This window comes from Klebsiella sp. MBT K-1 (assembly GCF_002556465.1).
Taxonomy (GTDB): domain Bacteria; phylum Pseudomonadota; class Gammaproteobacteria; order Enterobacterales; family Enterobacteriaceae; genus Klebsiella; species Klebsiella grimontii.
Genome location: NZ_PDEL01000009.1, coordinates 33274 through 55557, shown reverse-complemented (window position 1 = coordinate 55557; position 22284 = coordinate 33274). Strand labels below are relative to the sequence as shown.

Annotated in this window: 22 protein-coding genes and 1 riboswitch; of the genes, 10 read left to right on the top strand and 12 right to left on the bottom strand. The window is 58.6% G+C overall.

Annotated elements, in window-relative coordinates; translation table 11 throughout:
- Positions 1–137: 137 nt before the first annotated feature.
- From CMQ96_RS14935 to CMQ96_RS14925, 3 genes are read left to right on the top strand one after another with little or no spacing between them, the layout of a single operon-like run.
- Positions 138–887 (top strand): endonuclease/exonuclease/phosphatase family protein, encoded by a 750-nt coding sequence (locus CMQ96_RS14935; protein WP_098066985.1) that lies wholly within the window; start codon positions 138–140, stop codon positions 885–887.
- On the top strand, positions 884–2128 hold the full coding sequence (gene clsB, locus CMQ96_RS14930; RefSeq protein ID WP_004135240.1) for a cardiolipin synthase ClsB: 1245 nt from the start codon (positions 884–886) through the stop codon (positions 2126–2128). The genes CMQ96_RS14935 and clsB overlap by 4 nt, the downstream gene beginning before the upstream one ends.
- Complete coding sequence (locus CMQ96_RS14925) at positions 2128–3096, top strand: YbhN family protein (protein WP_004135242.1); 969 nt, start codon at positions 2128–2130, stop codon at positions 3094–3096. The genes clsB and CMQ96_RS14925 overlap by 1 nt, the downstream gene beginning before the upstream one ends.
- Positions 3097–3286: 190 nt before the next feature.
- Here the strand turns inward: CMQ96_RS14925 and CMQ96_RS14920 are convergent, their stop codons facing one another.
- The 6 genes from CMQ96_RS14920 to moaA form a co-directional block, all read right to left on the bottom strand.
- Positions 3287–3991: a Bax inhibitor-1/YccA family protein gene (locus CMQ96_RS14920; RefSeq protein WP_004135244.1), complete on the bottom strand. Its 705-nt coding sequence runs from the start codon at positions 3989–3991 to the stop codon at positions 3287–3289.
- Between the two features lie 44 nt (positions 3992–4035).
- Positions 4036–4488, bottom strand: coding sequence for a molybdopterin synthase catalytic subunit MoaE (gene moaE / locus CMQ96_RS14915; protein ID WP_004135245.1), 453 nt, complete (start codon positions 4486–4488; stop codon positions 4036–4038).
- Position 4489: 1 nt separating this feature from the next.
- Positions 4490–4738: a molybdopterin synthase sulfur carrier subunit gene (moaD, locus tag CMQ96_RS14910; protein ID WP_004135247.1), complete on the bottom strand. Its 249-nt coding sequence runs from the start codon at positions 4736–4738 to the stop codon at positions 4490–4492.
- Positions 4731–5219: a cyclic pyranopterin monophosphate synthase MoaC gene (gene moaC, locus CMQ96_RS14905; RefSeq protein ID WP_024360139.1), complete on the bottom strand. Its 489-nt coding sequence runs from the start codon at positions 5217–5219 to the stop codon at positions 4731–4733. Before moaC ends, moaD begins: the two co-directional genes overlap by 8 nt.
- 3 nt (positions 5220–5222) lie before the next feature.
- A complete protein-coding gene (gene moaB, locus CMQ96_RS14900; RefSeq protein ID WP_024360140.1) occupies positions 5223–5735 on the bottom strand; it encodes a molybdenum cofactor biosynthesis protein B in 513 nt (170 codons plus the stop codon).
- 21 nt (positions 5736–5756) lie between these two features.
- Positions 5757–6746, bottom strand: a complete 990-nt coding sequence (gene moaA / locus CMQ96_RS14895) for a GTP 3',8-cyclase MoaA (RefSeq protein WP_004135253.1) — start codon at positions 6744–6746, stop codon at positions 5757–5759.
- Positions 6734–6872: riboswitch (molybdenum cofactor riboswitch) on the bottom strand. Its footprint overlaps the gene before it by 13 nt.
- Before the next feature lie 208 nt (positions 6873–7080).
- Here moaA and yvcK point away from each other — a divergent pair.
- The 4 genes from yvcK (at position 7081) to pmrB (ending at position 11511) form a co-directional block, all read left to right on the top strand.
- Complete coding sequence (yvcK, locus tag CMQ96_RS14885) at positions 7081–7986, top strand: uridine diphosphate-N-acetylglucosamine-binding protein YvcK (RefSeq protein WP_098066984.1); 906 nt, start codon at positions 7081–7083, stop codon at positions 7984–7986.
- 111 nt (positions 7987–8097) lie between these two features.
- Positions 8098–9741, top strand: coding sequence for a phosphoethanolamine transferase EptA (gene eptA / locus CMQ96_RS14880; RefSeq protein WP_098066983.1), 1644 nt, complete (start codon positions 8098–8100; stop codon positions 9739–9741).
- Positions 9738–10409: a two-component system response regulator PmrA gene (gene pmrA / locus CMQ96_RS14875; protein WP_004135258.1), complete on the top strand. Its 672-nt coding sequence runs from the start codon at positions 9738–9740 to the stop codon at positions 10407–10409. The genes eptA and pmrA overlap by 4 nt, the downstream gene beginning before the upstream one ends.
- 4 nt (positions 10410–10413) lie before the next feature.
- Positions 10414–11511: a two-component system sensor histidine kinase PmrB gene (gene pmrB, locus CMQ96_RS14870; RefSeq protein WP_004135260.1), complete on the top strand. Its 1098-nt coding sequence runs from the start codon at positions 10414–10416 to the stop codon at positions 11509–11511.
- 301 nt (positions 11512–11812) lie between these two features.
- Here the strand turns inward: pmrB and uvrB are convergent, their stop codons facing one another.
- The gene (uvrB, locus tag CMQ96_RS14860) at positions 11813–13828 is read right to left on the bottom strand and encodes an excinuclease ABC subunit UvrB (RefSeq protein WP_004135262.1); all 2016 of its coding nucleotides are present in this window, start codon (positions 13826–13828) and stop codon (positions 11813–11815) included.
- 701 nt (positions 13829–14529) lie between these two features.
- Between uvrB and CMQ96_RS14855 the strand changes: the two genes are divergently transcribed.
- Entirely contained in the window at positions 14530–15252 is a 723-nt protein-coding gene (locus tag CMQ96_RS14855) for an ABC transporter ATP-binding protein (protein ID WP_004135264.1), read from the top strand.
- Here CMQ96_RS14855 and bioD read toward each other — a convergent pair.
- The 4 genes from bioD to bioB are packed head-to-tail and all read right to left on the bottom strand — an operon-like array spanning position 15194 to position 18842.
- Positions 15194–15916 carry a dethiobiotin synthase gene (gene bioD, locus CMQ96_RS14850; RefSeq protein ID WP_004135266.1) on the bottom strand — a complete coding sequence of 241 codons (723 nt, stop codon included), beginning with the start codon at positions 15914–15916 and terminating at the stop codon, positions 15194–15196. The genes CMQ96_RS14855 and bioD overlap by 59 nt on opposite strands.
- Positions 15909–16664 (bottom strand): malonyl-ACP O-methyltransferase BioC, encoded by a 756-nt coding sequence (gene bioC / locus CMQ96_RS14845; RefSeq protein WP_098066982.1) that lies wholly within the window; start codon positions 16662–16664, stop codon positions 15909–15911. Before bioC ends, bioD begins: the two co-directional genes overlap by 8 nt.
- Entirely contained in the window at positions 16648–17805 is a 1158-nt protein-coding gene (gene bioF, locus CMQ96_RS14840; RefSeq protein WP_064371852.1) for an 8-amino-7-oxononanoate synthase, read from the bottom strand. Before bioF ends, bioC begins: the two co-directional genes overlap by 17 nt.
- On the bottom strand, positions 17802–18842 hold the full coding sequence (bioB, locus tag CMQ96_RS14835; RefSeq protein WP_049090097.1) for a biotin synthase BioB: 1041 nt from the start codon (positions 18840–18842) through the stop codon (positions 17802–17804). Before bioB ends, bioF begins: the two co-directional genes overlap by 4 nt.
- 85 nt (positions 18843–18927) lie before the next feature.
- Here bioB and bioA point away from each other — a divergent pair, with 85 nt between their 5' ends.
- Positions 18928–20217, top strand: coding sequence for an adenosylmethionine--8-amino-7-oxononanoate transaminase (bioA, locus tag CMQ96_RS14830; RefSeq protein WP_098067010.1), 1290 nt, complete (start codon positions 18928–18930; stop codon positions 20215–20217).
- A gap of 69 nt (positions 20218–20286) precedes the next feature.
- Positions 20287–20763, top strand: coding sequence for a kinase inhibitor (locus tag CMQ96_RS14825; protein ID WP_024360147.1), 477 nt, complete (start codon positions 20287–20289; stop codon positions 20761–20763).
- Between the two features lie 99 nt (positions 20764–20862).
- Here CMQ96_RS14825 and CMQ96_RS14820 read toward each other — a convergent pair whose 3' ends face one another.
- Positions 20863–22245 (bottom strand): amino acid permease, encoded by a 1383-nt coding sequence (locus CMQ96_RS14820; RefSeq protein WP_024360148.1) that lies wholly within the window; start codon positions 22243–22245, stop codon positions 20863–20865.
- Positions 22246–22284: the final 39 nt, after the last annotated feature.

Genomic DNA, 22284 nt, shown 5'->3' with positions numbered 1-22284 from the left:
TCTCCTGAAGGATTTTTCTCTGCTACTCAGAGTACCGCACTTTACGGAAAATTCCGTATCACCGCATCTTTTTGTGACCTCTACTACACTATTTCCTACAGGAAAGTGACATTGCCCAGAGAAATAAGGACGAACAAATGCCGCGATTTTCGTTAAACGTGCTGACAATTAACACCCATAAAGGCTTTACTGCGTTCAATCGCCGCTTTATTTTGCCCGAATTACGCGAAGCGGTGCGCAGCGTCAGCGCCGACATTGTTTGCCTGCAGGAGGTGATGGGGGCGCACGAAATTCATCCGCTGCATATCGAAAACTGGCCGGATACCACCCACTATGAGTTTCTCGCCGATACCATGTGGAGCGATTACGCCTACGGCCGCAACGCCGTTTACCCGGAAGGACATCACGGCAACGCGGTGCTTTCTCGTTTTCCCATTGAACATTATCAAAATCTCGATGTTTCGGTGGGCAACAGCGAAAAGCGCGGCCTGCTCTACTGCCGCATCGTGCCGCCGGAAAGCGGAATCGCTATCCATTTATTCTGCGTGCACCTGGGGCTGCGTTCTCATCAACGCCAGGCCCAGCTGACAATGCTGGCGGAGTGGGTGAACAGTTTACCCGCGGGCGAACCGGTGGTGGTGGCCGGTGATTTTAACGACTGGCGGCAGCAGGCTAACCGGCAGCTTAAAGCCCAGGCCGGGCTGGAGGAGATTTTTACCCGCGCCAGAGGGCGTCCGGCGCGGACTTTCCCGGTCAGCTTCCCCCTACTGCGCCTCGACCGCATCTACGTAAAAAACGCCCATGCCAGCCAGCCTAAAACGCTGGCGTTAAAACAGTGGCGTCATTTGTCCGATCATGCACCGCTTAGCGTGGAGATACATCTGTGAAATGCAGCTGGCAGGAAGGAAACCGCATTCGGCTATTGGAAAATGGCGATAACTATTATCCGGCGCTGTTTGCTGCCATTGGTCGCGCGCAGCAGCGGGTGATCCTCGAATCCTTTATCTGGTTTGAAGATGACGTCGGCAAACAGCTCCATGCCGTTCTGTTAAAAGCGGCCCAGCGCGGCGTGCGCGTCGAGGTATTACTGGACGGCTACGGCTCGCCGGATTTAAGCGAAAGCTTTGTGGGGGAGCTGACGTCGGCTGGCGTGATTTTTCGCTACTACGACCCGCGCCCGCGACTGCTCGGTATGCGCACCAATTTGTTTCGCCGCATGCATCGTAAAATCGTGGTGATTGACGACGTTACCGCCTTCGTCGGCGGAATTAACTACTCCGCCGAGCATATGACCGATTACGGCCCGGAAGCCAAACAGGATTATGCCGTGCAGGTTGAAGGGCCGGTGGTGCTCGATATCCTGCAATTTGAACTGGAAAACCTGCCTACCAATGAGGCGACCCGCCGCTGGTGGCAGCGGCGTCGGCATAAGCCTGAAATCAACCGCAACCCCGGCGAGGCCCAGGCGCTGTTTATCTGGCGGGATAATCAGGATCATCGCGACGATATTGAGCGTCACTATCTGAAAATGCTGACCACCGCCCGCCGGGAAGTGATTATCGCCAACGCCTACTTTTTCCCCGGCTATCGCCTGCTGCATGCCATGCGCAACGCGGCCCGCCGCGGCGTGCGCGTCAAGCTTATCGTGCAGGGCGAACCGGATATTCCGATTGTCAAATTTGGCGCGCGCCTGCTTTATCACTATCTGGTGAAAGGCGGCGTGCAGATTTTCGAATACCGCCGCCGTCCGCTGCACGGCAAAGTGGCGCTGGCGGACGACCACTGGGCCACCGTCGGCTCCAGCAACCTCGACCCGCTCAGCCTGTCGCTGAACCTGGAAGCCAACCTGGTGATTCACGACCGCGAATTTAACCAGACGCTGCGCGATAATCTCAATGGCTTAATCCTTAACGACTGCCGCGAGGTCGATAAGCGCATTTTGTCGAAACGCACCTGGTGGCGGCTCGGCATTAGCGTGCTGGCGTTCCACTTCCTGCGCCACTTCCCTGCCTGGGTCGGATGGCTACCGGCCCATACGCCGCTGCTGTCGCGGGTTCAGCCCCCGGTACAGCCAGAAATTGAAACTCAGGATCGCGTAGACCCGGAAAATCAGGAGGTGAAATCCTGATGGCGAAATCTCACCCTCGCTGGCGGATGGCGAAAAAAATCCTGACGGTGCTCTTTTTTATCGCCGTCGTCGTTCTGCTGGTGGTCTACGCCCAGAAAATTGACTGGCAGGACGTGTGGAAAGTGATTCGCGATTACAACCGTACGGCGCTGCTCAGCGCCATCGGGTTGGTTATCGCCAGCTACCTGATCTATGGCTGCTACGATCTGCTGGGGCGCGCCTACTGCGGCCACAAGCTGGCTAAACGCCAGGTGATGCTGGTGTCGTTTATCTGCTACGCCTTTAACCTGACGCTCAGCACCTGGGTAGGCGGCATTGGTATGCGCTATCGGCTCTACTCGCGTCTGGGGCTGAGCGGGGCGACCATTACCCGTATCTTCTCCCTGAGCATTACTACCAACTGGCTGGGGTATATCCTGCTCGGCGGCATTATTTTTAGCTCCGGCATGGTGAAGGTTCCCGAGCGCTGGTATATCAGCCAGCCGTCGCTGCAAATTCTGGGCGTCGTTTTGCTGCTGATTTCCGCGTTTTACCTGTGGGCCTGCGCCTTTGCTAAAAAGCGCCATCTGACGATAAAAGGCCAGCGGCTGGTTCTGCCTTCCTGGCGCTTCGCGATATTGCAGATGGCGGTTTCCAGCCTGAACTGGATGGCGATGGGGGCGATTATCTGGCTACTGTTGGGGCCTCAGGTGGACTATTTTCTCGTGCTCGGGGTACTGCTGGTGAGCAGCATTGCGGGGGTTATCGTGCATATTCCGGCAGGCATTGGCGTGCTTGAGGCGGTGTTTATCGCCATGCTTTCCGGAGAAGAGATTTCGCGCGGCGCGATTATCGCCGCCCTGCTCGCCTACCGCGCGCTGTACTACTTCCTGCCGCTGCTGCTGGCGACCATCGGCTACTTAATTCTGGAGAGCCGGGCGAAGCATCTGCGGGAGAAAAACCAGCGCAAGCTGGCGGGAGAAGAGTAAAAAAAGCCCCGGTCGCGGATGCTGACCGGGGCTGCGATTGGGTCGATATCGTGGATATCTGCCGCTATTTTATCCACTTCTCCGTTGATGAACTTTCCCGGTGGCGCTTCGCTGACCGGGCCACAAGTTCACCGCCGTCTGCGAGCCGGTAGCGCGGATAAGGCGCATCGCGCCGCCACCCGGGAACGAGTTAACGACGGTTGCCGAAAATGCGCAGCAGCATCAGGAACAGGTTGATAAAGTCCAGATACAGCGTCAGCGCCCCAAGAATCGAGTATTTGCGCAGCGTTGACGCATCGCGAACGTCAATCTGCTCGCCGATGTTTTTCAGCTTCTGGGTGTCATAGGCGGTCAGGCCGACAAATACGATCACCCCGATGTAGGTCACTGCCCACATCAGCGCTTCGCTCTTCAGCCAGAAGTTAACCAGCGACGCCAGCAGGATACCAATCAGCGCCATAAACAGCATATTGCCGAAGCCGCTCAGATCGCGTTTGGTGGTGTAGCCGTAAAGGCTCATCGCGCCAAACATCCCGCCGGCCACCACGAAAGTACTGGCGATCGACGAGTAGGTATAGACGATGAAAATGCTGGAAAGCGTGAGCCCGGTGAGCGCCGAATAGAGCATAAACAGGGTGGTCGCCATCCCTGCGCTCAGCCGCTGCACCATGCCGGAGAGCACGAATACCAGCCCCAGTTGGGCGATGATCAGGCCGAAAAAGGTTATTTTGCTGGAAAAGACGAACATCATCACCGCAGGAGTATTGGCCGCAAACCACGCGATAAACGCCGTGAGCAGTAGCCCGACCGTCATCCAGCCGTACACCTGCGCCATATAAGTTTGAAGTCCGCTGCGACCCTGTACGATCGCCCCGGAACGAGGATATCTGTCCATGACTGTCTCCTGATTAACGAAATTTATATTCTAAGCGTACCACACTACCAGCGTTCTGCCGCCCTACGGTCGCTATCTCGCGCATCGACCCAGCGCTCGCCTTCCGGCGTCGCTTCGCGCTTCCAGAACGGCGCGCGGGTTTTCAGGTAATCCATAATAAACTCCCCCGCCGCAAACGCGCTGCCGCGATGGACGCTGGTGACGCCGACAAAGACAATCTCTTCTCCGGGCCACATTTCGCCGATACGGTGAATCACCGTGACCCGCCCCAGCGGCCAGCGCTCGCGCGCCAGCTCAACGATTTCCGCCAGCGATTTTTCGGTCATCCCCGGATAGTGCTCAAGAGTCAGCGCTTTGACGCTGTCGCCAAGGTTGTGGTTGCGAACCTTGCCGGTAAAGGTCACCACCGCGCCGTCTTCATCGCGCTCGGCCAGCCAGGGATATTCGTCGCCGACCTTAAAGCGGTCGTGGCTAACGATAATACGCGTCTGCGTCATCTTATCCTCCGGTGACCGGCGGGAAAAACGCCACTTCATCGCCGGCCGCCAGCGGATGATCAAACGTCGTCAGCGTCTGGTTTACCGCCGCCAGTAGCTTGCCCTCCTCCAGCGCCAGCGCCCAGCGGTCGCCGCGGGCGATCAGCTGCTGGCGAACGGCTTCAACCGTGGAAAGCCCGTGCGAATCGAGCGTCAGGGAATCGGTGCCGAGCAGTTCGCGCACCTGAGCAAAAAAAAGGACCTTAATCATGGCTATCTTCCACTTTAAAATCGCCGGACTTGCCGCCGCTTTTCGCCAGCAGGCGCACCGGACCAATCACCATATCTTTCTGTACCGCTTTGCACATATCGTAAATCGTCAGCGCGGCGACGGAGGCGGCGGTCAATGCTTCCATCTCAACGCCGGTTTTCCCGGTCAGGCGGCACAGGGATTCGATGCGCACCCGGTTATGCTCGGGCTGCGCCTGCAGATGGACTTCGACTTTGCTCAGCATCAGCGGATGGCACAGCGGAATAAGCTCCCAGGTGCGTTTTGCCGCCTGGATCCCGGCGATGCGCGCGGTGGCGAAGACGTCGCCTTTGTGATGGCTGCCGTCGATAATCATCGCCAGCGTCGTGGCCTGCATCTCAACATAGGCCTCGGCGCGCGCTTCGCGAACCGTCTCCGCTTTCGCCGAGACATCGACCATGTGCGCTTCGCCGGCGGCGTTAATATGGGTCAGCTGTGACATAAATTACTTCTTAAGGTGAGAGATAAAGTTGCACGGGTGCGTACGCGCATCGAGCTGAGGCGCAATAATATTGTCCCATGCGGTACGACAGGCTTTGGTTGAGCCAGGCATCGCAAAAATCAGCGTACGGTTGGCGACCCCGGCAACGGCGCGGGACTGCAGGGTCGAGGTGCCGATCTCTTCGAAGGAGAGCATGCGGAACACCTCGCCGAAGCCTTCGACCTCACGGTCAAACAGCGGCAGCAGCGCTTCCGGCGCCTGGTCGCCGTCGGTAAAGCCGGTGCCGCCGGTAATCAGCACCACCTGCGCCTCATCGCCGGCAATCCACGCCGACACCTGGGCGCGAATGGCGTAGCGGTTCTCTTTAACAATCGCCTTATCGACGATGACGTGGCCCGCCTCCTCTGCCGCATCGCGCAGCCAGTGGCCGGAGGTGTCGTCCTCTTCGCCGCGTCGGCTGGAGACGGTAAGAATAGCAATACGGGTCGGGATAAACTCAGCGCTGGCCTGGCTCATCTGATCGCTCCTTAAAATGAATTATCCGCCGATATACGACAGGTTCTGCGTAATACCGGTGTTGCCCTGATGCAGGAAATGAGTTTGCTTTTTGTGCGTTAACGCCTCGGAAATTCTCGCCTCCAGCGCCGACTGCTGCCGCTCATCGGCGAGCAGATCGCGCAGGTCGACGCCGCCTTCACCGAACAGGCACAGGTGCAATTTACCCACGGAAGAGACGCGCAGGCGGTTGCAGGTAGCGCAGAAATCTTTTTCATAAGGCATGATCAGGCCGATTTCCCCGGCATAGTCCGGATGGCAAAACACCTGCGCCGGGCCGTCGCTACGCTGGCGGATCTGATGGATCCAGCCGCGGCGCAGCAGCTCATCGCGCAGCACCATGCCCGAAATGTGATGGCGGCGAAACAGATCGCTGCCTTCGCCGGTTTCCATCAATTCAATAAAACGCAGCTGAATGCGGCGCGGCTGGATCCACGCCAGAAAGGTGTCGAGCTGGTGATGGTTAACGTCGCGCATCAGCACGGTATTGACCTTCACTTTTTCGAAGCCAGCGGCAAAGGCGGCATCGATGCCGTCCATCACCTGACGAAACTTGTCCTGGCCGGTGATGGCGTGAAACTGACGCGCATCGAGGCTGTCCACGCTGACGTTAATTGCCGTCAGCCCGGCATCGCGCCAGCTTTCAACATCCCGCGCCAGCCGGTAGCCGTTGGTGGTGACCGCAATCTGGCGAATGGAGGGATTTTCCCGCACGGCGGCGATGATGTCGGTAAAATCGCGACGCAGCGAAGGCTCACCGCCGGTCAGGCGCACCTTTTCCGTCCCCAGGGCGGAGAACGCGCGGGTGACGTGACGGACCTCATCGACGCTGAGGAAGCCTTTATTAGTGACGGCGCCGGGCTTATAGCCATCGGGCAGGCAGTAGGTGCAACGAAAGTTGCAGACGTCGGTAATTGATAAGCGCAGATAGTAAAACTTCCGCGCATATGCATCGGTAAGCTGTGAAGCCATAGACACCTTTCCAAATACGGGAGACGCGGTCATTTCTTTCCACGCCCTGGTGACAACCGAAGTTGTCACGGCCAAAGCACCATATCTTTTGACACAGGCACAGAGGCTAGAGTGTTAACGGGTTATGCCGATAGTAGCGCTTTCATAACGGTTTCGCCATTTCCGATTTCGTTATATATTCAATTACATATCGCTACGATCGCGCATTTTCGCTACAGAATAGCTAAAAACCACGCTTTTGCATTGATGTCGGTCAGTTTGTCAGGTCCCGCCCATCGTCTTTTAGGGGTAGATCGGTTACTGTGAGCCCGATTAATTGTTATAAGGGATTTTTATGCGCAATCGTACTTTCGCCGATCTTGATCGCGTTGTGGCTCTCGGCGGCGGGCACGGGCTGGGCCGGGTGATGTCATCCCTCTCTTCGCTCGGTTCACGCCTTACCGGCATCGTCACCACCACCGATAACGGCGGCTCTACGGGACGCATTCGTCGCGCGGAAGGCGGCATCGCCTGGGGCGATATGCGCAACTGTATTAATCAACTTATCGCTGAACCCAGCGTGGCGTCGGCGATGTTTGAGTACCGTTTTAGCGGCAACGGCGAACTTTCCGGGCATAACCTCGGAAATCTAATGCTTAAGGCGCTGGATCACCTGAGCGTCCGGCCGCTTGAAGCGATCAATTTGATCAGAAATCTCCTTAAGGTTGACGCGTTTCTGATCCCGATGTCGGAACAACCGGTCGATCTGATGGCCATTGACCACGAAGGGCACGAAGTCTACGGCGAAGTGAATATCGATCAGCTTGCCAGCGTGCCGCGCGAGCTTATGCTATCGCCGCCGGTCCCCACCACCCGCGAAGCGATAGAAGCCATCGCCGAAGCCGACTTAATTCTGATTGGCCCCGGCAGTTTCTATACCAGCCTGATGCCGATTCTGCTGCTCGATGAGATGGCGCAGGCGCTACGCCGCACGCCCGCGCCGATGGTGTTTATCGATAATCTGGGCAAAGAGCGCAGCCCGGCAGCCAGCCTGACGCTGGCGGACAGAGTCGCCATTATGGAACAGCAGATCGGTAAACGGGTGATTGACGCGCTGGTGGTCGGCCCGAAGGCCGATATCGCAGGGATTGAAAATCGGGTCGTCATTCAGACGCCCCTTGACGCCAGCGATGTGCCCTATCGTCACGATCGGCAGCTATTACGCCGCGCGCTGGATAAAGCGATTCAGGCCTTAGGCTAATCCTCAAAGCAGGCTTATTGTCGGGACACAATCAGGCTGGCTTAAAATCTTAAGGTTGTCTTAAAAAAAAACGGGCAGCATAGCGAACATCTCTTTATGTGGACGTTCGCTATGTCGTTATTTTCTTTACGCCGGCCAATGCTTAACCGTACGGTCTATTTGATTCTTTTCGCCAGCTATATCGGTCTGGTGCTGAATATCGCTTTCTATCGCCAGGCGTTTACCCTGCTGCCGGTCAACGGTCTGCACAACTGGCTGGTGTTCCTCAGTATGCCGATTGTGGCCATCAGCGTGATGAATATCATCACCACGATAGCGTCGTTCCTGAAGCTTGACCGCCTCGTCATCAGCCTGTTTATTTTGCTTAGCGCCTCGGCCCAGTATTTTATCTGGACCTTCGGGGTGATTATCGATCGGGCGATGATCACCAATATCCTCGATACCACGCCCGCCGAAAGCTTTGCGCTTCTCTCCGGCAGAATGGTCCTGATACTGGGTCTCACCGGCGTTCTGGCGGTGGTCGCGGCCTGGTGGGTTAAAATCCGCAAACCGGCAACCCTGTGGCGCAGCGTGGCGATACGGCTGGCGAGCATCGTGGTTTCAGCGCTGCTGATTATTCTGGTCGCGGCATTTTTTTATAAGGATTACGCCTCGCTGTTTCGCAATAACAAAGAGCTGGTGAAGTCCCTGAGCCCGTCAAACAGCATTGTGGCGGTGAATTCATGGTATGCGCATAACAGAATGGACAATCTTCCGCTGGTCAAAATTGGCGAAGACGCGGTTCAGAAACCGGTGATGCGCAGCGGACCGCGGAAAAACCTGACCATCGTGGTATTAGGCGAAACCTCAAGGGCGGCCAACTTTTCCCTGAACGGCTACGCCCGCGAGACCAACCCGCGCCTGAAACAGGATAATGTTATCTATTTCCCCGATACGACCTCTTGCGGCACCGCGACTGCGGTTTCCGTACCGTGCATGTTCTCTAATATGCCACGCGCCCACTATGATGAAGAGCTGGCGCACCACCAGGAAGGCGTGCTGGATATCCTGCAGCGGGCGGGAATTCAGGTGCAGTGGAATGATAACGACGGCGGCTGCAAAGGGGCCTGTGACCGGGTGCCGCATCAGAACGTCACCGATCTCAAGCTGAGCGGCCAGTGCATCGACGGCGAGTGCTACGATGAGGTGCTATTCCATAACCTGGATAGCTATATCGACAATCTTCAGCAGGACGGAATTATCGTTCTGCACACCATCGGCAGCCACGGTCCGACCTACTACAATCGCTATCCGGCGCAGTTTAAACAGTTTACGCCGACCTGCGATACCAACGAAATTCAGAGCTGTACCCAGCAGCAGCTCACCAATACCTACGACAATACGATTTTGTATGTCGATTATGTGGTCGACAAAGCGATAAAATTACTGCAGTCAAAGCAGGATAAATTCACCACCAGCCTGGTGTATCTGTCGGATCACGGCGAGTCGCTTGGCGAGGATGGGGTATATTTGCACGGGCTGCCGTGGTCCATCGCGCCGGAGACGCAAAAACACGTCCCGATGCTGCTGTGGCTGTCCGCGGATTATCAACAGCGCTATGGCGTCTCCAGCCAGTGCTTGCAGCAGAAAGCGAAAACGCAAGCGTATTCGCAGGATAATCTCTTCTCCACCCTGCTCGGTCTGCTCGGGGTCAACACCCGCGAGTACCAGGCAACAGACGATATTTTAACGCCATGTAGAGAGGCAGGCCGATGAAAATTTTAGTCATTGAAGACGATGCGCTCCTGTTACAGGGATTAATCCTGGCGATGCAAAGCGAGGGCTACGTCTGCGACGGCGTGTCAACCGCCCACGAAGCCGCACTCTCTCTGGCCAGCAATCACTATAGCCTGGTGGTCCTCGACCTCGGCCTGCCGGATGAGGACGGCCTGCACTTCCTGGCGCGTATGCGGCGGGAAAAATTCAGCCAGCCGGTGCTGATCCTCACCGCCCGTGATACCGTTGATGACCGCATCAGCGGCCTGGATACCGGCGCGGATGACTACCTGGTTAAGCCGTTTGCGCTGGAAGAGCTTAACGCCCGTATTCGCGCCCTGCTGCGTCGTCACAATAATCAGGGCGATAACGAACTGACCGTCGGCAATTTACGCCTGAACGTCACCCGGCGGCTGGTCTGGCTCGGCGAGCAGTCTCTGGATTTAACCCCCAAAGAGTACGCCCTGCTTTCTCGTCTGATGATGAAGGCGGGCAGCCCGGTGCATCGCGAAATTCTCTATAACGACATTTACAGCTGGGACAACGAACCGGCCACCAATACGCTGGAGGTGCATATCCATAATCTGCGCGATAAGGTCGGCAAATCACGCATCCGCACCGTCCGGGGCTTTGGCTATATGCTGGTTGATAACGCGGAGACGGAATAACGCTATGGCTTTTTTTGTCAGTGAAAACTGGACCATGCGTCATCGGCTGCTGCTGACAATTGGCGCAATCCTGGCGGTGTGCCAGTTGATCAGCGTGTTCTGGCTGTGGCATGAAAGCCAGGAACAGATACAGCTGCTGGTCGCCAGCGCCATCGAAGGGCATAACAATCAGAAGCATATTGAGCATGAGGTTCGCGAAGCGGTAGCCAGCCTGCTGATCCCGAGCCTGCTGATTATTGGCCTGGCGCTGTATATTTCCCTGCTGGCGGTTAAAAAAATCACCAGGCCGCTTTCTCGACTGCAGCTCGAGCTGGAAAGCCGTACCCCGGATAATCTGCAGCCTATCGCGCTGAAAGAATCGGTTCCTGAAGTGACCGCAGTGACCACCGCGATCAATCAGCTGGTATCCCGCCTGAATTTAACCCTCGATCGCGAGCGCCTGTTTACCGCCGACGTCGCCCATGAGCTGCGCACGCCGCTGGCCGGGCTGCGGCTGCACCTGGAGCTGCTGGCGAAAGTGCACGGCGTTAACGTGGATCCGCTGATACAGCGTCTCGATCAAATGACCAACAGCATTACTCAACTGCTTCAGCTGGCGCGCGTCGGCCAGTCATTCTCCGCCGGTAGCTATCAGCAGGTTGCGCTAAAAGAGGATGTTTTCGAGCCGCTGCAGGACGAGCTCGAGACGATGCTGCAGCAGCGCCAGCAGAAGCTGGTGTTCAGTGATAAAGAAGGTGAAGCGGTGGTTTCGGGCGACGCCACGCTGGTGCAGGTGATCCTGCGCAATCTGGTGGAAAACGCCCATCGCTATAGTCCGACGGGGTCGACGATTAAAGTGTCGATAGCGCCCGGCCCAACGCCAATTCTGGCGGTCGAAGACGAAGGCCCGGGAATCGATGAGGCGAAAAGCGGTGAATTAAGCAAAGCGTTCGTTCGCATGGACAGCCGCTACGGCGGTATTGGTCTTGGGTTAAGCATCGTCACCCGCATCGCCCAGCTGCACGACGCGCAGTTCTTTTTACATAACCGTCAGCCCGGCCCCGGCGTTCGCGCCTGGGTACTCTTCCCTAAAGCTTCGCGTCAGAACGTCAGCACCCACTGATGGAAAAAGGCAACGACGATAACAAACGCGCAGGTGACTGCCAGGTATTCGCGGAAGGTTAATTTTTGCATGGCGCTATCCTCAGTAAAGTGAGGATAGTTTCGCCAAACAAGATTAAGCCAACATTAAGCATTACGGAAAATCACGACAGAGGGGCGATAAATAACCAAAGCGTTCTGGCCACCTCGTTTTGACGCATGTGCCCGCTTTTCTGTCGGGTGGCGGCTAACGCATTTTCCGACCTACGAAAAACACATCCTGTCCATCACCCCGAAGACCGTAAGGCCCGGCGATAACTCCGCTACGACGCGGCGATAAACAGCTCGCGCAGCTGGTGAAGCTGGTCGCGAATTTGCGCCGCCTCTTCGAACTCCAGGTTCTGCGCGTGCTGCATCATCTGCCCTTCCAGTTCGTGAATCTTCTGCTGAAGCGCCTTCGGCGTGAGGGCGACCGTATCCGCCTCAACCGGAGAGCGGGACTTGCCGCGCCCCTTGGTTTTGGTTTTCGCGATATTCTGACCGAGCGCCAGAATATCGACCACTTTCTTGTTGAGCCCCTGCGGAACAATGCCGTGCTCTTCGTTATACGCCTGCTGCTTCTCACGGCGGCGCTCGGTTTCACCGATCGCTTTCGCCATCGACGGGGTGATTTTATCGCCGTAGAGAATCGCTTTGCCGTTGATGTTGCGCGCCGCGCGGCCAATGGTCTGAATCAGCGAGCGTTCAGAGCGCAGGAAGCCTTCTTTATCGGCGTCCAGGATCGCCACCAGCGAGACTTCCGGCATATCCAAACCTTCACGCAGCAGGTTGATGCCCACCAGCACGTCAAACTCGCCGAGGCGCAGGTCGCGGATAATCTCCATGCGCTCCACGGTGTCGATGTCCGAGTGCAGGTAGCGAACCCGCTCGCCGTGCTCTTCCAGATATTCGGTTAAATCTTCCGCCATCCGTTTGGTCAGCGTCGTGACCAGCACGCGCTCGTTGATCGCGGTGCGGAGGCGAATTTCCGAGAGCAGGTCGTCGACCTGGGTGCCTACCGGACGCACCTCGATGATCGGATCCAGCAGCCCCGTCGGGCGAACAACCTGGTCCACCACCTCGTCGCCGGATTTATCCAGTTCATAGGCCCCCGGCGTCGCCGAAACGTAGATCGTTTGCGGCGCCAGGGCCTCAAACTCTTCAAACTTCATTGGCCGGTTATCGAGCGCCGACGGCAGACGGAAACCATACTCCACCAGCGTCTCTTTACGCGCCCGGTCCCCGCGGTACATGCCGCCGATTTGCGGGATCGTAACGTGGGATTCATCGATCACCAGCAGACCATCGGCCGGCAGGTAGTCAAACAGCGTCGGCGGCGGCTCGCCCGGGCCGCGGCCCGACAGGTAGCGCGAGTAGTTTTCAATCCCCGAACAGTAGCCCAGCTCGTTCATCATTTCGAGGTCGAACTGCGTACGCTGGCTTAGACGCTGCTCTTCCAGCAGCTTGTTGTTCTCCAGCAGCACCTTACGCCGCTCCGCCAGTTCCACTTTAATCTCTTCCATCGCCTGGACGATGCGCTCGCGCGGGGTGACGTAGTGGGTCTTCGGGTAGACGGTGAAGCGCGGGATCGTCGACTCGATATGACCGGTCAGCGGATCGAATAGCGACAGGCGCTCAACTTCCTCATCGAACAGCTCAACGCGCAGCGCGACGTCGTCAGATTCCGCCGGGAAGATATCAATCACTTCGCCGCGCACGCGGAAGGTACCGCGCTGGAAGGCCTGATCGTTGCGGGTATACTGCAGCTCGGCCAGGCGGCGCAAGATAGCGCGCTGGTCAATGATCATGCCCACCGTCAGGTGCAGCATCATCTTCAGATAGAGGTCCGGGTCGCCCAGGCCGTAAATAGCGGAGACCGACGCCACCACCACCACGTCGCGACGCTCCAGCAGGGCTTTGGTCGCCGACAGACGCATCTGTTCAATGTGTTCGTTCACCGACGCATCTTTCTCGATGAAGGTGTCCGAGCTTGGTACGTAGGCTTCCGGCTGGTAGTAGTCGTAGTAGGAGACGAAATACTCCACCGCGTTCTCCGGGAAGAACTCTTTCATCTCGCCGTAAAGCTGCGCCGCCAGGGTTTTGTTCGGCGCCAGCACCATCGTCGGGCGCTGCAGGTCAGCAATAACGTTGGCGATAGTAAACGTTTTACCTGAGCCGGTTACCCCGAGCAGCGTTTGATGCGCCAGGCCATCTTCCAGCCCCTCTTCCAGGCGACGAATGGCTTCCGGCTGGTCGCCGGAGGGACGGAAAGCAGAATGCAGCTTGAACGGTTTACTCATCAATCAGAACCTGAAGAAGGGTTGAATGGCAGGTGTTTAATTCTACTCGTCAGCTCAGCTTTTGCCAATAAAAAATACTGGATATAAAGCCAGTATCCTATTATCGTATCCGGGCTAATTCGCGCTTTTTACCGCCAACATGGGCAAATAAAAAGCGCTTTACGGGATAATCCGCCACTCTGTAGGGTTATCCCCAAAAAGTATTGTCATTTAACATTTGTCAAGCGAGAGGATGAATGTTTTATGGCAGCCGGTGACACTTTTCTTACAGGCATTGCTTTTATCTAATCAATTGATATTAAATATAATTTAATAAAAGACGGGTTTCGCGCCAATTCGCCCGCAGGCCGCGTACTCTCTAGCTTACCGCAAGTTTTCTAACTCTAATGCACAAGGTTATCCACAGGAATAGTGGATAACTGTCTGCAGCCCATGACCCGTGCCACCCGCACAAAACCGATCGCCTCGGCAAAAACCGTCGCGAAAAAAATTAATTGAATTTTTTTTGCTGTTTATCGACGAAGAACAGCGAGATTTTTTGCACCACATTTCAGCGCGCGGGCACCGGGAAAGTGCAAGGTCGATCCGCTTTCGCCCGGCAGCACCTGTATAGACCAGCAAATACCGAGAGTTCTTTTTCCTGGCAAGAGATTTGCAGAATCTTCTTGTCGCCTGCTATCCCAGGAAAGGAGAAAACGTCTATGTTGAGTCTACGTGCCGTGAATCACTATTACGGAAGCCAGCACACGCTGTGGAATGTCGACCTCGAGCTCAGGCCCGGTAAATGCACCTGCGTAATGGGGCTTCAGGGGATGGGTAAAACCACGCTCGTCAACTGCATTACCGGCCATCTGCCGGTGGCCAGCGGCAGTATGACCTGGCAGGACGGCGGATCGGCGCCCTATGACCTGATGCCGCTCTCCGCGCAGTCGCGCAGCGCCATCGGCATTGGCTACGTCCCGCAGGATAAACGGATCTTTTCGCAGCTGAGCGTCGAGGAAAATCTGCATATCGCCCTCGCGGCGGGCGGCGAACCGGCGTCAGCGGTCGCCGGAGAGATTTACGATCTGTTTCCCGAGCTGTACGCTCTGCGGCAAAGTAAAGGGATTACCCTGACCGCCGACGACCAGTACCAGCTGGCGCTGGCGAGAGCGCTGATAACCCGCCCGCGCCTGCTGATCCTCGACGAGCCTTCGCGCGGCGGCGGCCAGCGTTTCCTGCACAAGCTCGGGGATTTACTGATGCGCCTGAACCGCGATATTGGCCTGACGGTGCTGATCGCCGAACAGCATCTGCCGTTTATTCGCCGGGTGGCGGATCGTTTCTGTCTACTGCACTGCGGACGCAGCGTCGCTCAGGGCGACGTTAACCAGCTGGATACTCCGCTGCTGGCGAAGTGGATGACGCCCGATCCAGCGCGCTGAGGTCGAGATACTGCCCCAGATCCTCACGCTGAACCGCATTCGCCAGCCACGGGATCTCGCCGAGCAACGGCGCGGGCAGTACGCGCTTCAGCGTCGCCAGATACTCAGAGTGGCGCCTGCCCGGCGGCTGGATATCATTGGCTATCCAACCCGCCAGCGGCAGCCCGGCCTGAAGCACCGCCTGAGCGGTAAGCATCGCATGGTTGATGCACCCCAACTTAACGCCAACCACTAAAATCACCGGCAGCCGCTCTTCCCGTACCCAATCGGCAAAGGTCAGCGTCTGCGAAAGCGGCGTAAACCAGCCCCCCGCCCCTTCCACCAGCAGCCAGTCAGACAGCGCTTCCAGACCGCGCAGGCCTGTAGAGATCGCGGCGGCGTCGATCGGCCTCCCTTCTTCAGCGCTGATAATATGCGGTGACGTCGGCTCAGCAAAGGTAAACGGGTTGACCTGCTCGTAGCGTAGCGCCACCCGGCTATTGCGCTGTAAAGCCAGCGCATCCTCGTTGCGCAACCCCTGCGGCGTATATTCGCTGCCGGAAGCCACCGGTTTGTAGCCCGCGCTCTTAAATCCTTCGCGGTTGGCCGCCTGCAACAGAGCGCAGCTGGCGACGGTTTTACCCACTTCGGTGTCGGTACCGGTAACGAAAAAACGTTTAATCACGTTCGATAACTCCTGTGAAAAGATGATACGTCAGCGGACACTGGCCCTGCTGCTGCGGCCAGGCGAGCTGAAGCTGCCGCAGCTTGCCGCGGCTGAGCGTAGTTGCGCCGCGCCCATGGTGTAAATGGGTCGCGCCAATGCCTTTAAGCGAGCGCATCGCGCTGAGCGCGTCGGCAAACGGCAGCGTGATGGCGTGGACGTGGCCGCTGGCGCGGCGACCGGCCAGCGCCTGACGCACCGCCTGCTCGCTGAGAAAACGGTTGGCGTGCGGCCGCGCATCGATGGCTCGCCAGGCCTGATTGAGCTCCGGCAATGAACCAGACAGCAGCGTACTAAACGCGACGCGCCCGCCGGGGCGTACCACCCGGGACAGCTCATCAATGGCGGTAGCGAGATTGTCGCACCACTGAACCGCAAGGTTGCTCCACGCCAGGTCAACGCTGCCGTCCGCCAGCGGGAGCGCTTCGATGTCGCCCTCGACGTAGCGGTGCGCGCAGTTTCCGCGGCGGGCTTCCGCCAGCATGTCGACGGAAAGATCCAGCGCCGTCACCCGGCTCCCTGCATCGCGCCAGAAACGGCTTACGCTACCGGGGCCGCAGCCCGCGTCCAGCACTTCAGGAAAGGTCTTGATATCGAGCTGTTCCAGCAGCAGAGAGGCGCTTAGACGCTGTAATTCGTCGTGCTGGGTGTAATGCCCCGCCGCGCGGCCAAACGCCGCCGCGATGGCGCGCTTATTCACCGCCGTCATGCAGCACCTCCAGCAGGCGGGCGATATCGGCGGATTTATGGGCCGCCGTCAGCGTCAGGCGCAGCCGCGCGCTGCCGACGGGGACCGTCGGCGGGCGGATTGCCGTCGCCCAGCAGCCTTCCTCGCGCAGGCGGGCGGCCAGCCGCAGCGCGCGGGCGTTGTCGCCGACAATCAGCGGCTGAATCGCGCTGCCAGAATCGGTGAGTTCGCCGGGATAGCGGGTCATTCCCCGGCGAAAGTCGGCGATATGGCCGGCCAGCGTTTCCCGCCGCGCCTGACCCTCGTCGCCGCGAATAACCTCCAGCGCGGCGCTCAGCGCCACCGCCTGCGCCGGGGGCATGGCGGTGCTGTAAATCAGATGGCGGGCAAACTGCAGCAGATAATCCGCCAGCGCCTCGCTGCACAGCACCGCCGCGCCGCTGACGCCAAACGCTTTCCCGAAGGTGACGATAAGCAGATCCGGGCGTACCTGCTGCGTATGGCAACTGCCGCGCCCCTCTTCGCCGAGCGCGCCGATACCGTGCGCGTCGTCAACCAGCAGAAGCGCGCCCGCGGCCCGCGCCGCCTGGCACACCTCCGCCAGCGGCGCGCTATCGCCGTCCATGCTAAAAATGCCTTCGGTCACCACCAGCTGCTGGCCGGTAAGCGGTTTCGCCAGCAACTCGTCAAGATGGCGGCAGTCATTGTGCTGAAAGCGCCGCAGCTGCGCCGGACTCAGGCTGGCGGCTTCCAGCAGCGACGCGTGGCTGAGACGGTCGGCGACAATCCGATCCTCTTTGCCCGCCAGCGCGGCAATCACCGCCTGGTTCGCAGCAAAGCCGGAAATAAACAGCAGCGCGCGCGGATAGCCCAGCCAGTCGGCCAGCTGCTCCTCCAGCGCGCGGTGCGCCTCGCTATAGCCGCTGACGTGGCCGGAGCCGCCGCTGCCGACGCCGTAGCGCTCCGCGCCCTGCTGCCAGGCTTTGACAATAGCCGGATGCTGGCTGAGGCCAAGATAATCGTTGCTGGAAAAATTGAGCCAGCGCCGTCCTTCGCGGCTGAGCCAGCGTCCTGCGCCCAGCGTCACCGGCAGGCGACTGCGCAAGGCATCCGCCGCCCGCCGCTCCTCCAGCGCCAGCTCGATGCGGTGCTGCCAGCTCATAGCGCCGCCGCGTTGTAATATTCCTCGGTATCCGGATTCATCAGCGCCTGCTCCAGGCGCTGCTGCTGGGCGTTATCGCCTTCCAGCACCGCGGTCTGCTGCGGGTTAATCCCCAGCTTGCGGAACAACTGCAGGTCTTTGTCCTCTTCCGGGTTTGGCGTGGTCAGCAGCTTGCAGCCGTAGAAAATCGAGTTCGCTCCGGCCATAAAGCACATCGCCTGGGTCTGTTCGTTCATCTGTTCGCGCCCGGCGGAGAGACGCACGTGCGAGGTCGGCATCATGATGCGCGCAATGGCGATAGTGCGGATAAAATCAAAGGCGTCCACGTCGTCGTTGTCCGCCAGCGGCGTGCCTTTAACCTTCACCAGCATGTTGATCGGCACGCTTTCCGGCGGCGTCGGCAGATTGGCCAGCTGCAGCAGCAGCCCGGCGCGGTCTTTAACCGTTTCGCCAAGCCCGACAATCCCGCCGGAGCACACTTTAATCCCGGCATCGCGCACCTTGTCGAGGGTGTCCAGGCGCTCCTGGTAGGTACGGGTGGTGATGATATTGCCGTAGAATTCCGGCGAGGTATCAAGGTTGTGGTTGTAATAATCCAGACCGGCGCCGGCCAGGCGCTGCGCCTGGCTATCGTCGAGCGTACCGAGGGTCATGCAGGCTTCCAGCCCCAGCGCTTTCACCCCTTTCACCATCTGCTCAAGATACGGCATATCGCGGTCGTTAGGGTTCTTCCACGCCGCCCCCATGCAGAAGCGGGTTGAACCGGCTTGTTTCGCCTGTCGCGCCGACTCCAGCACCTGTTCAACTTCCATCAGGCGTTCGGATTCAAGGCCGGTTTTATAGCGTGCGCTTTGCGGGCAGTATTTGCAGTCTTCCGGGCAGGCACCGGTTTTAATCGACAGCAGCGTGCTGACCTGAACCTGGCGCGGGTCAAAGTGCTGACGATGGATCTGCTGCGCTTCAAACAGCAGGTCCAAAAATGGTTTATTAAATAACTCAGTGACTTGCGACATTGTCCAGCGTGGGTGGTGAGCCATTAGCCTCTCCAAAGGGTTTTGTTAATTGTCGGTTCGGTTTATACTCGTAAACCTAAATGTTTTCAAAATGGTTTACAAGTTGATTATGACAATGGACGATCTCGCTTTCGATCGGCGCCACATCTGGCACCCTTACACTTCAATGACTTCGCCGCTGCCGGTCTATCCGGTGGTGGCCGCCCACGGCTGTGAGCTGACCCTCGCCGACGGCGGGCAGCTGGTTGACGGCATGTCGTCCTGGTGGGCGGCCATTCACGGCTACAACCACCCGCGGCTGAACGCGGCGATGAAAGCGCAGATTGAGCAGATGTCGCACGTGATGTTCGGCGGGATCGTTCACCCTCCCGCGATCGCCCTGTGCCGCCAGCTGGTGGCGATGACGCCGGAAAGCCTTGAGTGCGTATTCCTCGCCGATTCCGGTTCCGTCGCCGTTGAAGTGGCGATGAAAATGGCGCTTCAGTACTGGCAGGCGAAGGGCGACCCGCGCCGGCGCTTTCTCACCTTCCGCAACGGCTATCATGGCGATACCTTCGGCGCGATGTCGGTCTGCGATCCGGCGAACTCAATGCACAGCCTGTGGCAGGGTTATTTACCCGATAATCTCTTCGCCCCGGCGCCGCAAAGCCGCTTTGACGGCGAGTGGGATGAGCGGGATATCGTGCCGTTCGCCCGACTGATGGCCGCCCATCGTCATGAAATCGCCGCGGTGATCCTCGAGCCGATTGTCCAGGGCGCGGGCGGCATGCGGATGTACCATCCCGAGTGGCTCAGGCGGATCCGCAAGATGTGCGATCGCGAAGGCATTCTGCTGATTGCCGATGAGATTGCCACCGGCTTTGGCCGGACGGGTAAGCTGTTCGCCTGCGAGCACGCGGGTATCGCGGCGGATATTCTGTGCCTCGGCAAAGCGCTGACCGGCGGCACCATGACGCTCTCCGCCACCCTCACCACCCGTCAGGTGGCGGAAACCATCAGCGACGGTCAAGCCGGCTGCTTTATGCACGGCCCGACCTTTATGGGTAACCCGCTGGCCTGCGCGGTGGCGACCGAGAGCCTGCGCCTGCTGGAAAGCGGCGAATGGCAGCAGCAGGTGGCGGCCATTGAAGCGCAGCTCAACGCCGAGCTGGCGCCGGCGCGCGAATCAGAGCAGGTTACCGACGTGCGGGTACTGGGAGCGATTGGCGTGGTCGAGACGCATCGATCGGTCAACATGGCCGCCCTGCAGCGCTTTTTCGTCGAGCAAGGCGTGTGGATCCGCCCGTTCGGTCGCCTGATCTACCTGATGCCGCCGTACATCATTACGCCGGAGCAGCTGAGCCGCCTGACGCGGGCGGTTAACATCGCTGTTCAGGATGAAACATTTTTTAGCGAATAAGAGACGGTAAAGGCGCGGCTCACGCGCTACACTTCTTTGCTAATCAGTGAATTAATGCGAGGAAAGACGATGAAATTAATCAGTCATGATTTGCAGGATGGCGAGAAGCTGCCCAATCGTCATGTCTTCAACGGCATGGGCTACGATGGCGATAATATTTCGCCGCATCTGGCGTGGGACGATGTCCCGGCCGGAACCAAAAGCTTTGTGGTGACCTGTTTCGATCCCGATGCGCCGACCGGCTCCGGCTGGTGGCACTGGGTGGTGGCCAACCTGCCGGCCGATACCCGCGTGCTACCGCAGGGGGCGGGCTCCGGACAGGCGGAACTGCCCGAAGAAGCGATTCAGACCCGCACCGATTTTGGCCAGGCCGGATACGGCGGCGCGGCGCCGCCAAAGGGCGAGTCCCATCGCTATATCTTTACTGTCCACGCGCTGGACGTCGAAAAGATTGCCGTCGATGAGGGCGCAAGCGGCGCGATGGTCGGCTTTAACGTCCATTTCCACAGCCTCGGCAGCGCATCGATTACCGCCCTGTTTAGCTAATCCCCGGATGGCGGCGTAAACGCCTTATCCAGGCTACAGGTGAGTGCGATTGGGTAGCCCGGGTAAGGCGTCAGCCGCAACCCGGGTAAACCAAAACAATCACGACTCCGTCACCGCCAGCACGGCGTTTTTGCGCACCCGCGCAAACCACACCGCCGTCAGCAGTCCAAGCCATACCAGACCGGCGATCAGCGCAATCCGCGTCTCCTCCACCATTCCCAGCACCGCGATGACCAGCCCCATAAACAGCAGCGTCAGCAGCGGGGCAACCGGCCACAACGGCACCGGGAACGCGATATTGCCGCGCTCTTCAGCGGACAGGCCGCGACGCATCGCAAAGTGAGCCAGCAGGATCATCACCCAGACCCATACCGTCGCGAAGGCCGCCAGTGAGGCAATCAGCACAAACACCTGCTCCGGCATCAGGTAGTTCAACACCACCGCCGCCAGCAGCGCCACGCCCATCACCACCACCGTCATCCACGGCACGCCGTTGCTGGCGATACGCTGGAAGCTCTTCGGCGCCAGCCCCTCTTTCGCCATACCGTACATCATGCGCCCCGCGCCGAAAATATCGCTGTTGATCGCCGAAATACTGGCGCTGATGACGATGATATTCAGGATGGTGGCCGCCGCTGGAATACCCAGACCATCAAAAATCAGCACGAACGGACTGCCCCGCTCGCCGAAGCTGTTCCACGGGAATATCGCCATCAGAATGGCCAGGGTGCAGACATAGAACAGCACGATACGCAGCGGGATAGTGTTGATCGCCTGCGGGATCACCTTCTGCGGATTCTTCGCTTCCGCCGCGGTGACGCCGATAATCTCGACGCCGCCAAAGGCGAACATCACGATACCGAGCGAGGCAATAATCCCCTCCCAGCCGTTAGGGGCAAAGCCGCCATGGCTCCATAGGTTCTCCAGCCCGGTTGCCGGGAAAGCGTTACCGAACCCGAAGAAAATAATACTGCCGCCCGCCACAATCATGGCGATAATCGCCACCACTTTAATCAACGACAGCCAGAACTCCATCTCGCCAAAAACGCGCACGCTGCACAGGTTCATGGCGCCGATAAAAAAGATAATGCTCAGCACCCAGATCCAGCGCGGAACATCGGGATACCACAGCCCCATATAGATGCCGAAAGCGGTAACGTCCGCGAGGGCGACGATCACCATTTCAAAAGTGTAGGTCCAGCCGGTGATAAACCCCGCCAGCGGGCCAAGATACTGGCGCGCGTAGCTGCTGAAGGAGCCGGAAACGGGGTTACGCACCGCCATTTCCCCCAGCGCGCGCATCACGATAAACACCGCCGCGCCGCCGATCAGATAGGCCAGCAGTACCGCCGGACCCGCGGCTTTGATCGCCGATGCCGAGCCGTAAAATAGCCCGGTACCGATGGCGGAGCCGAGCGCGATAAAACGAATGTGCCGGGCGTTCAGCCCGCGCAGCAGGTGTGGCTTGTTTTGTTGTTGCATATGCAAGTGTCCTGATAGTTTTTATACGACGACAAATAT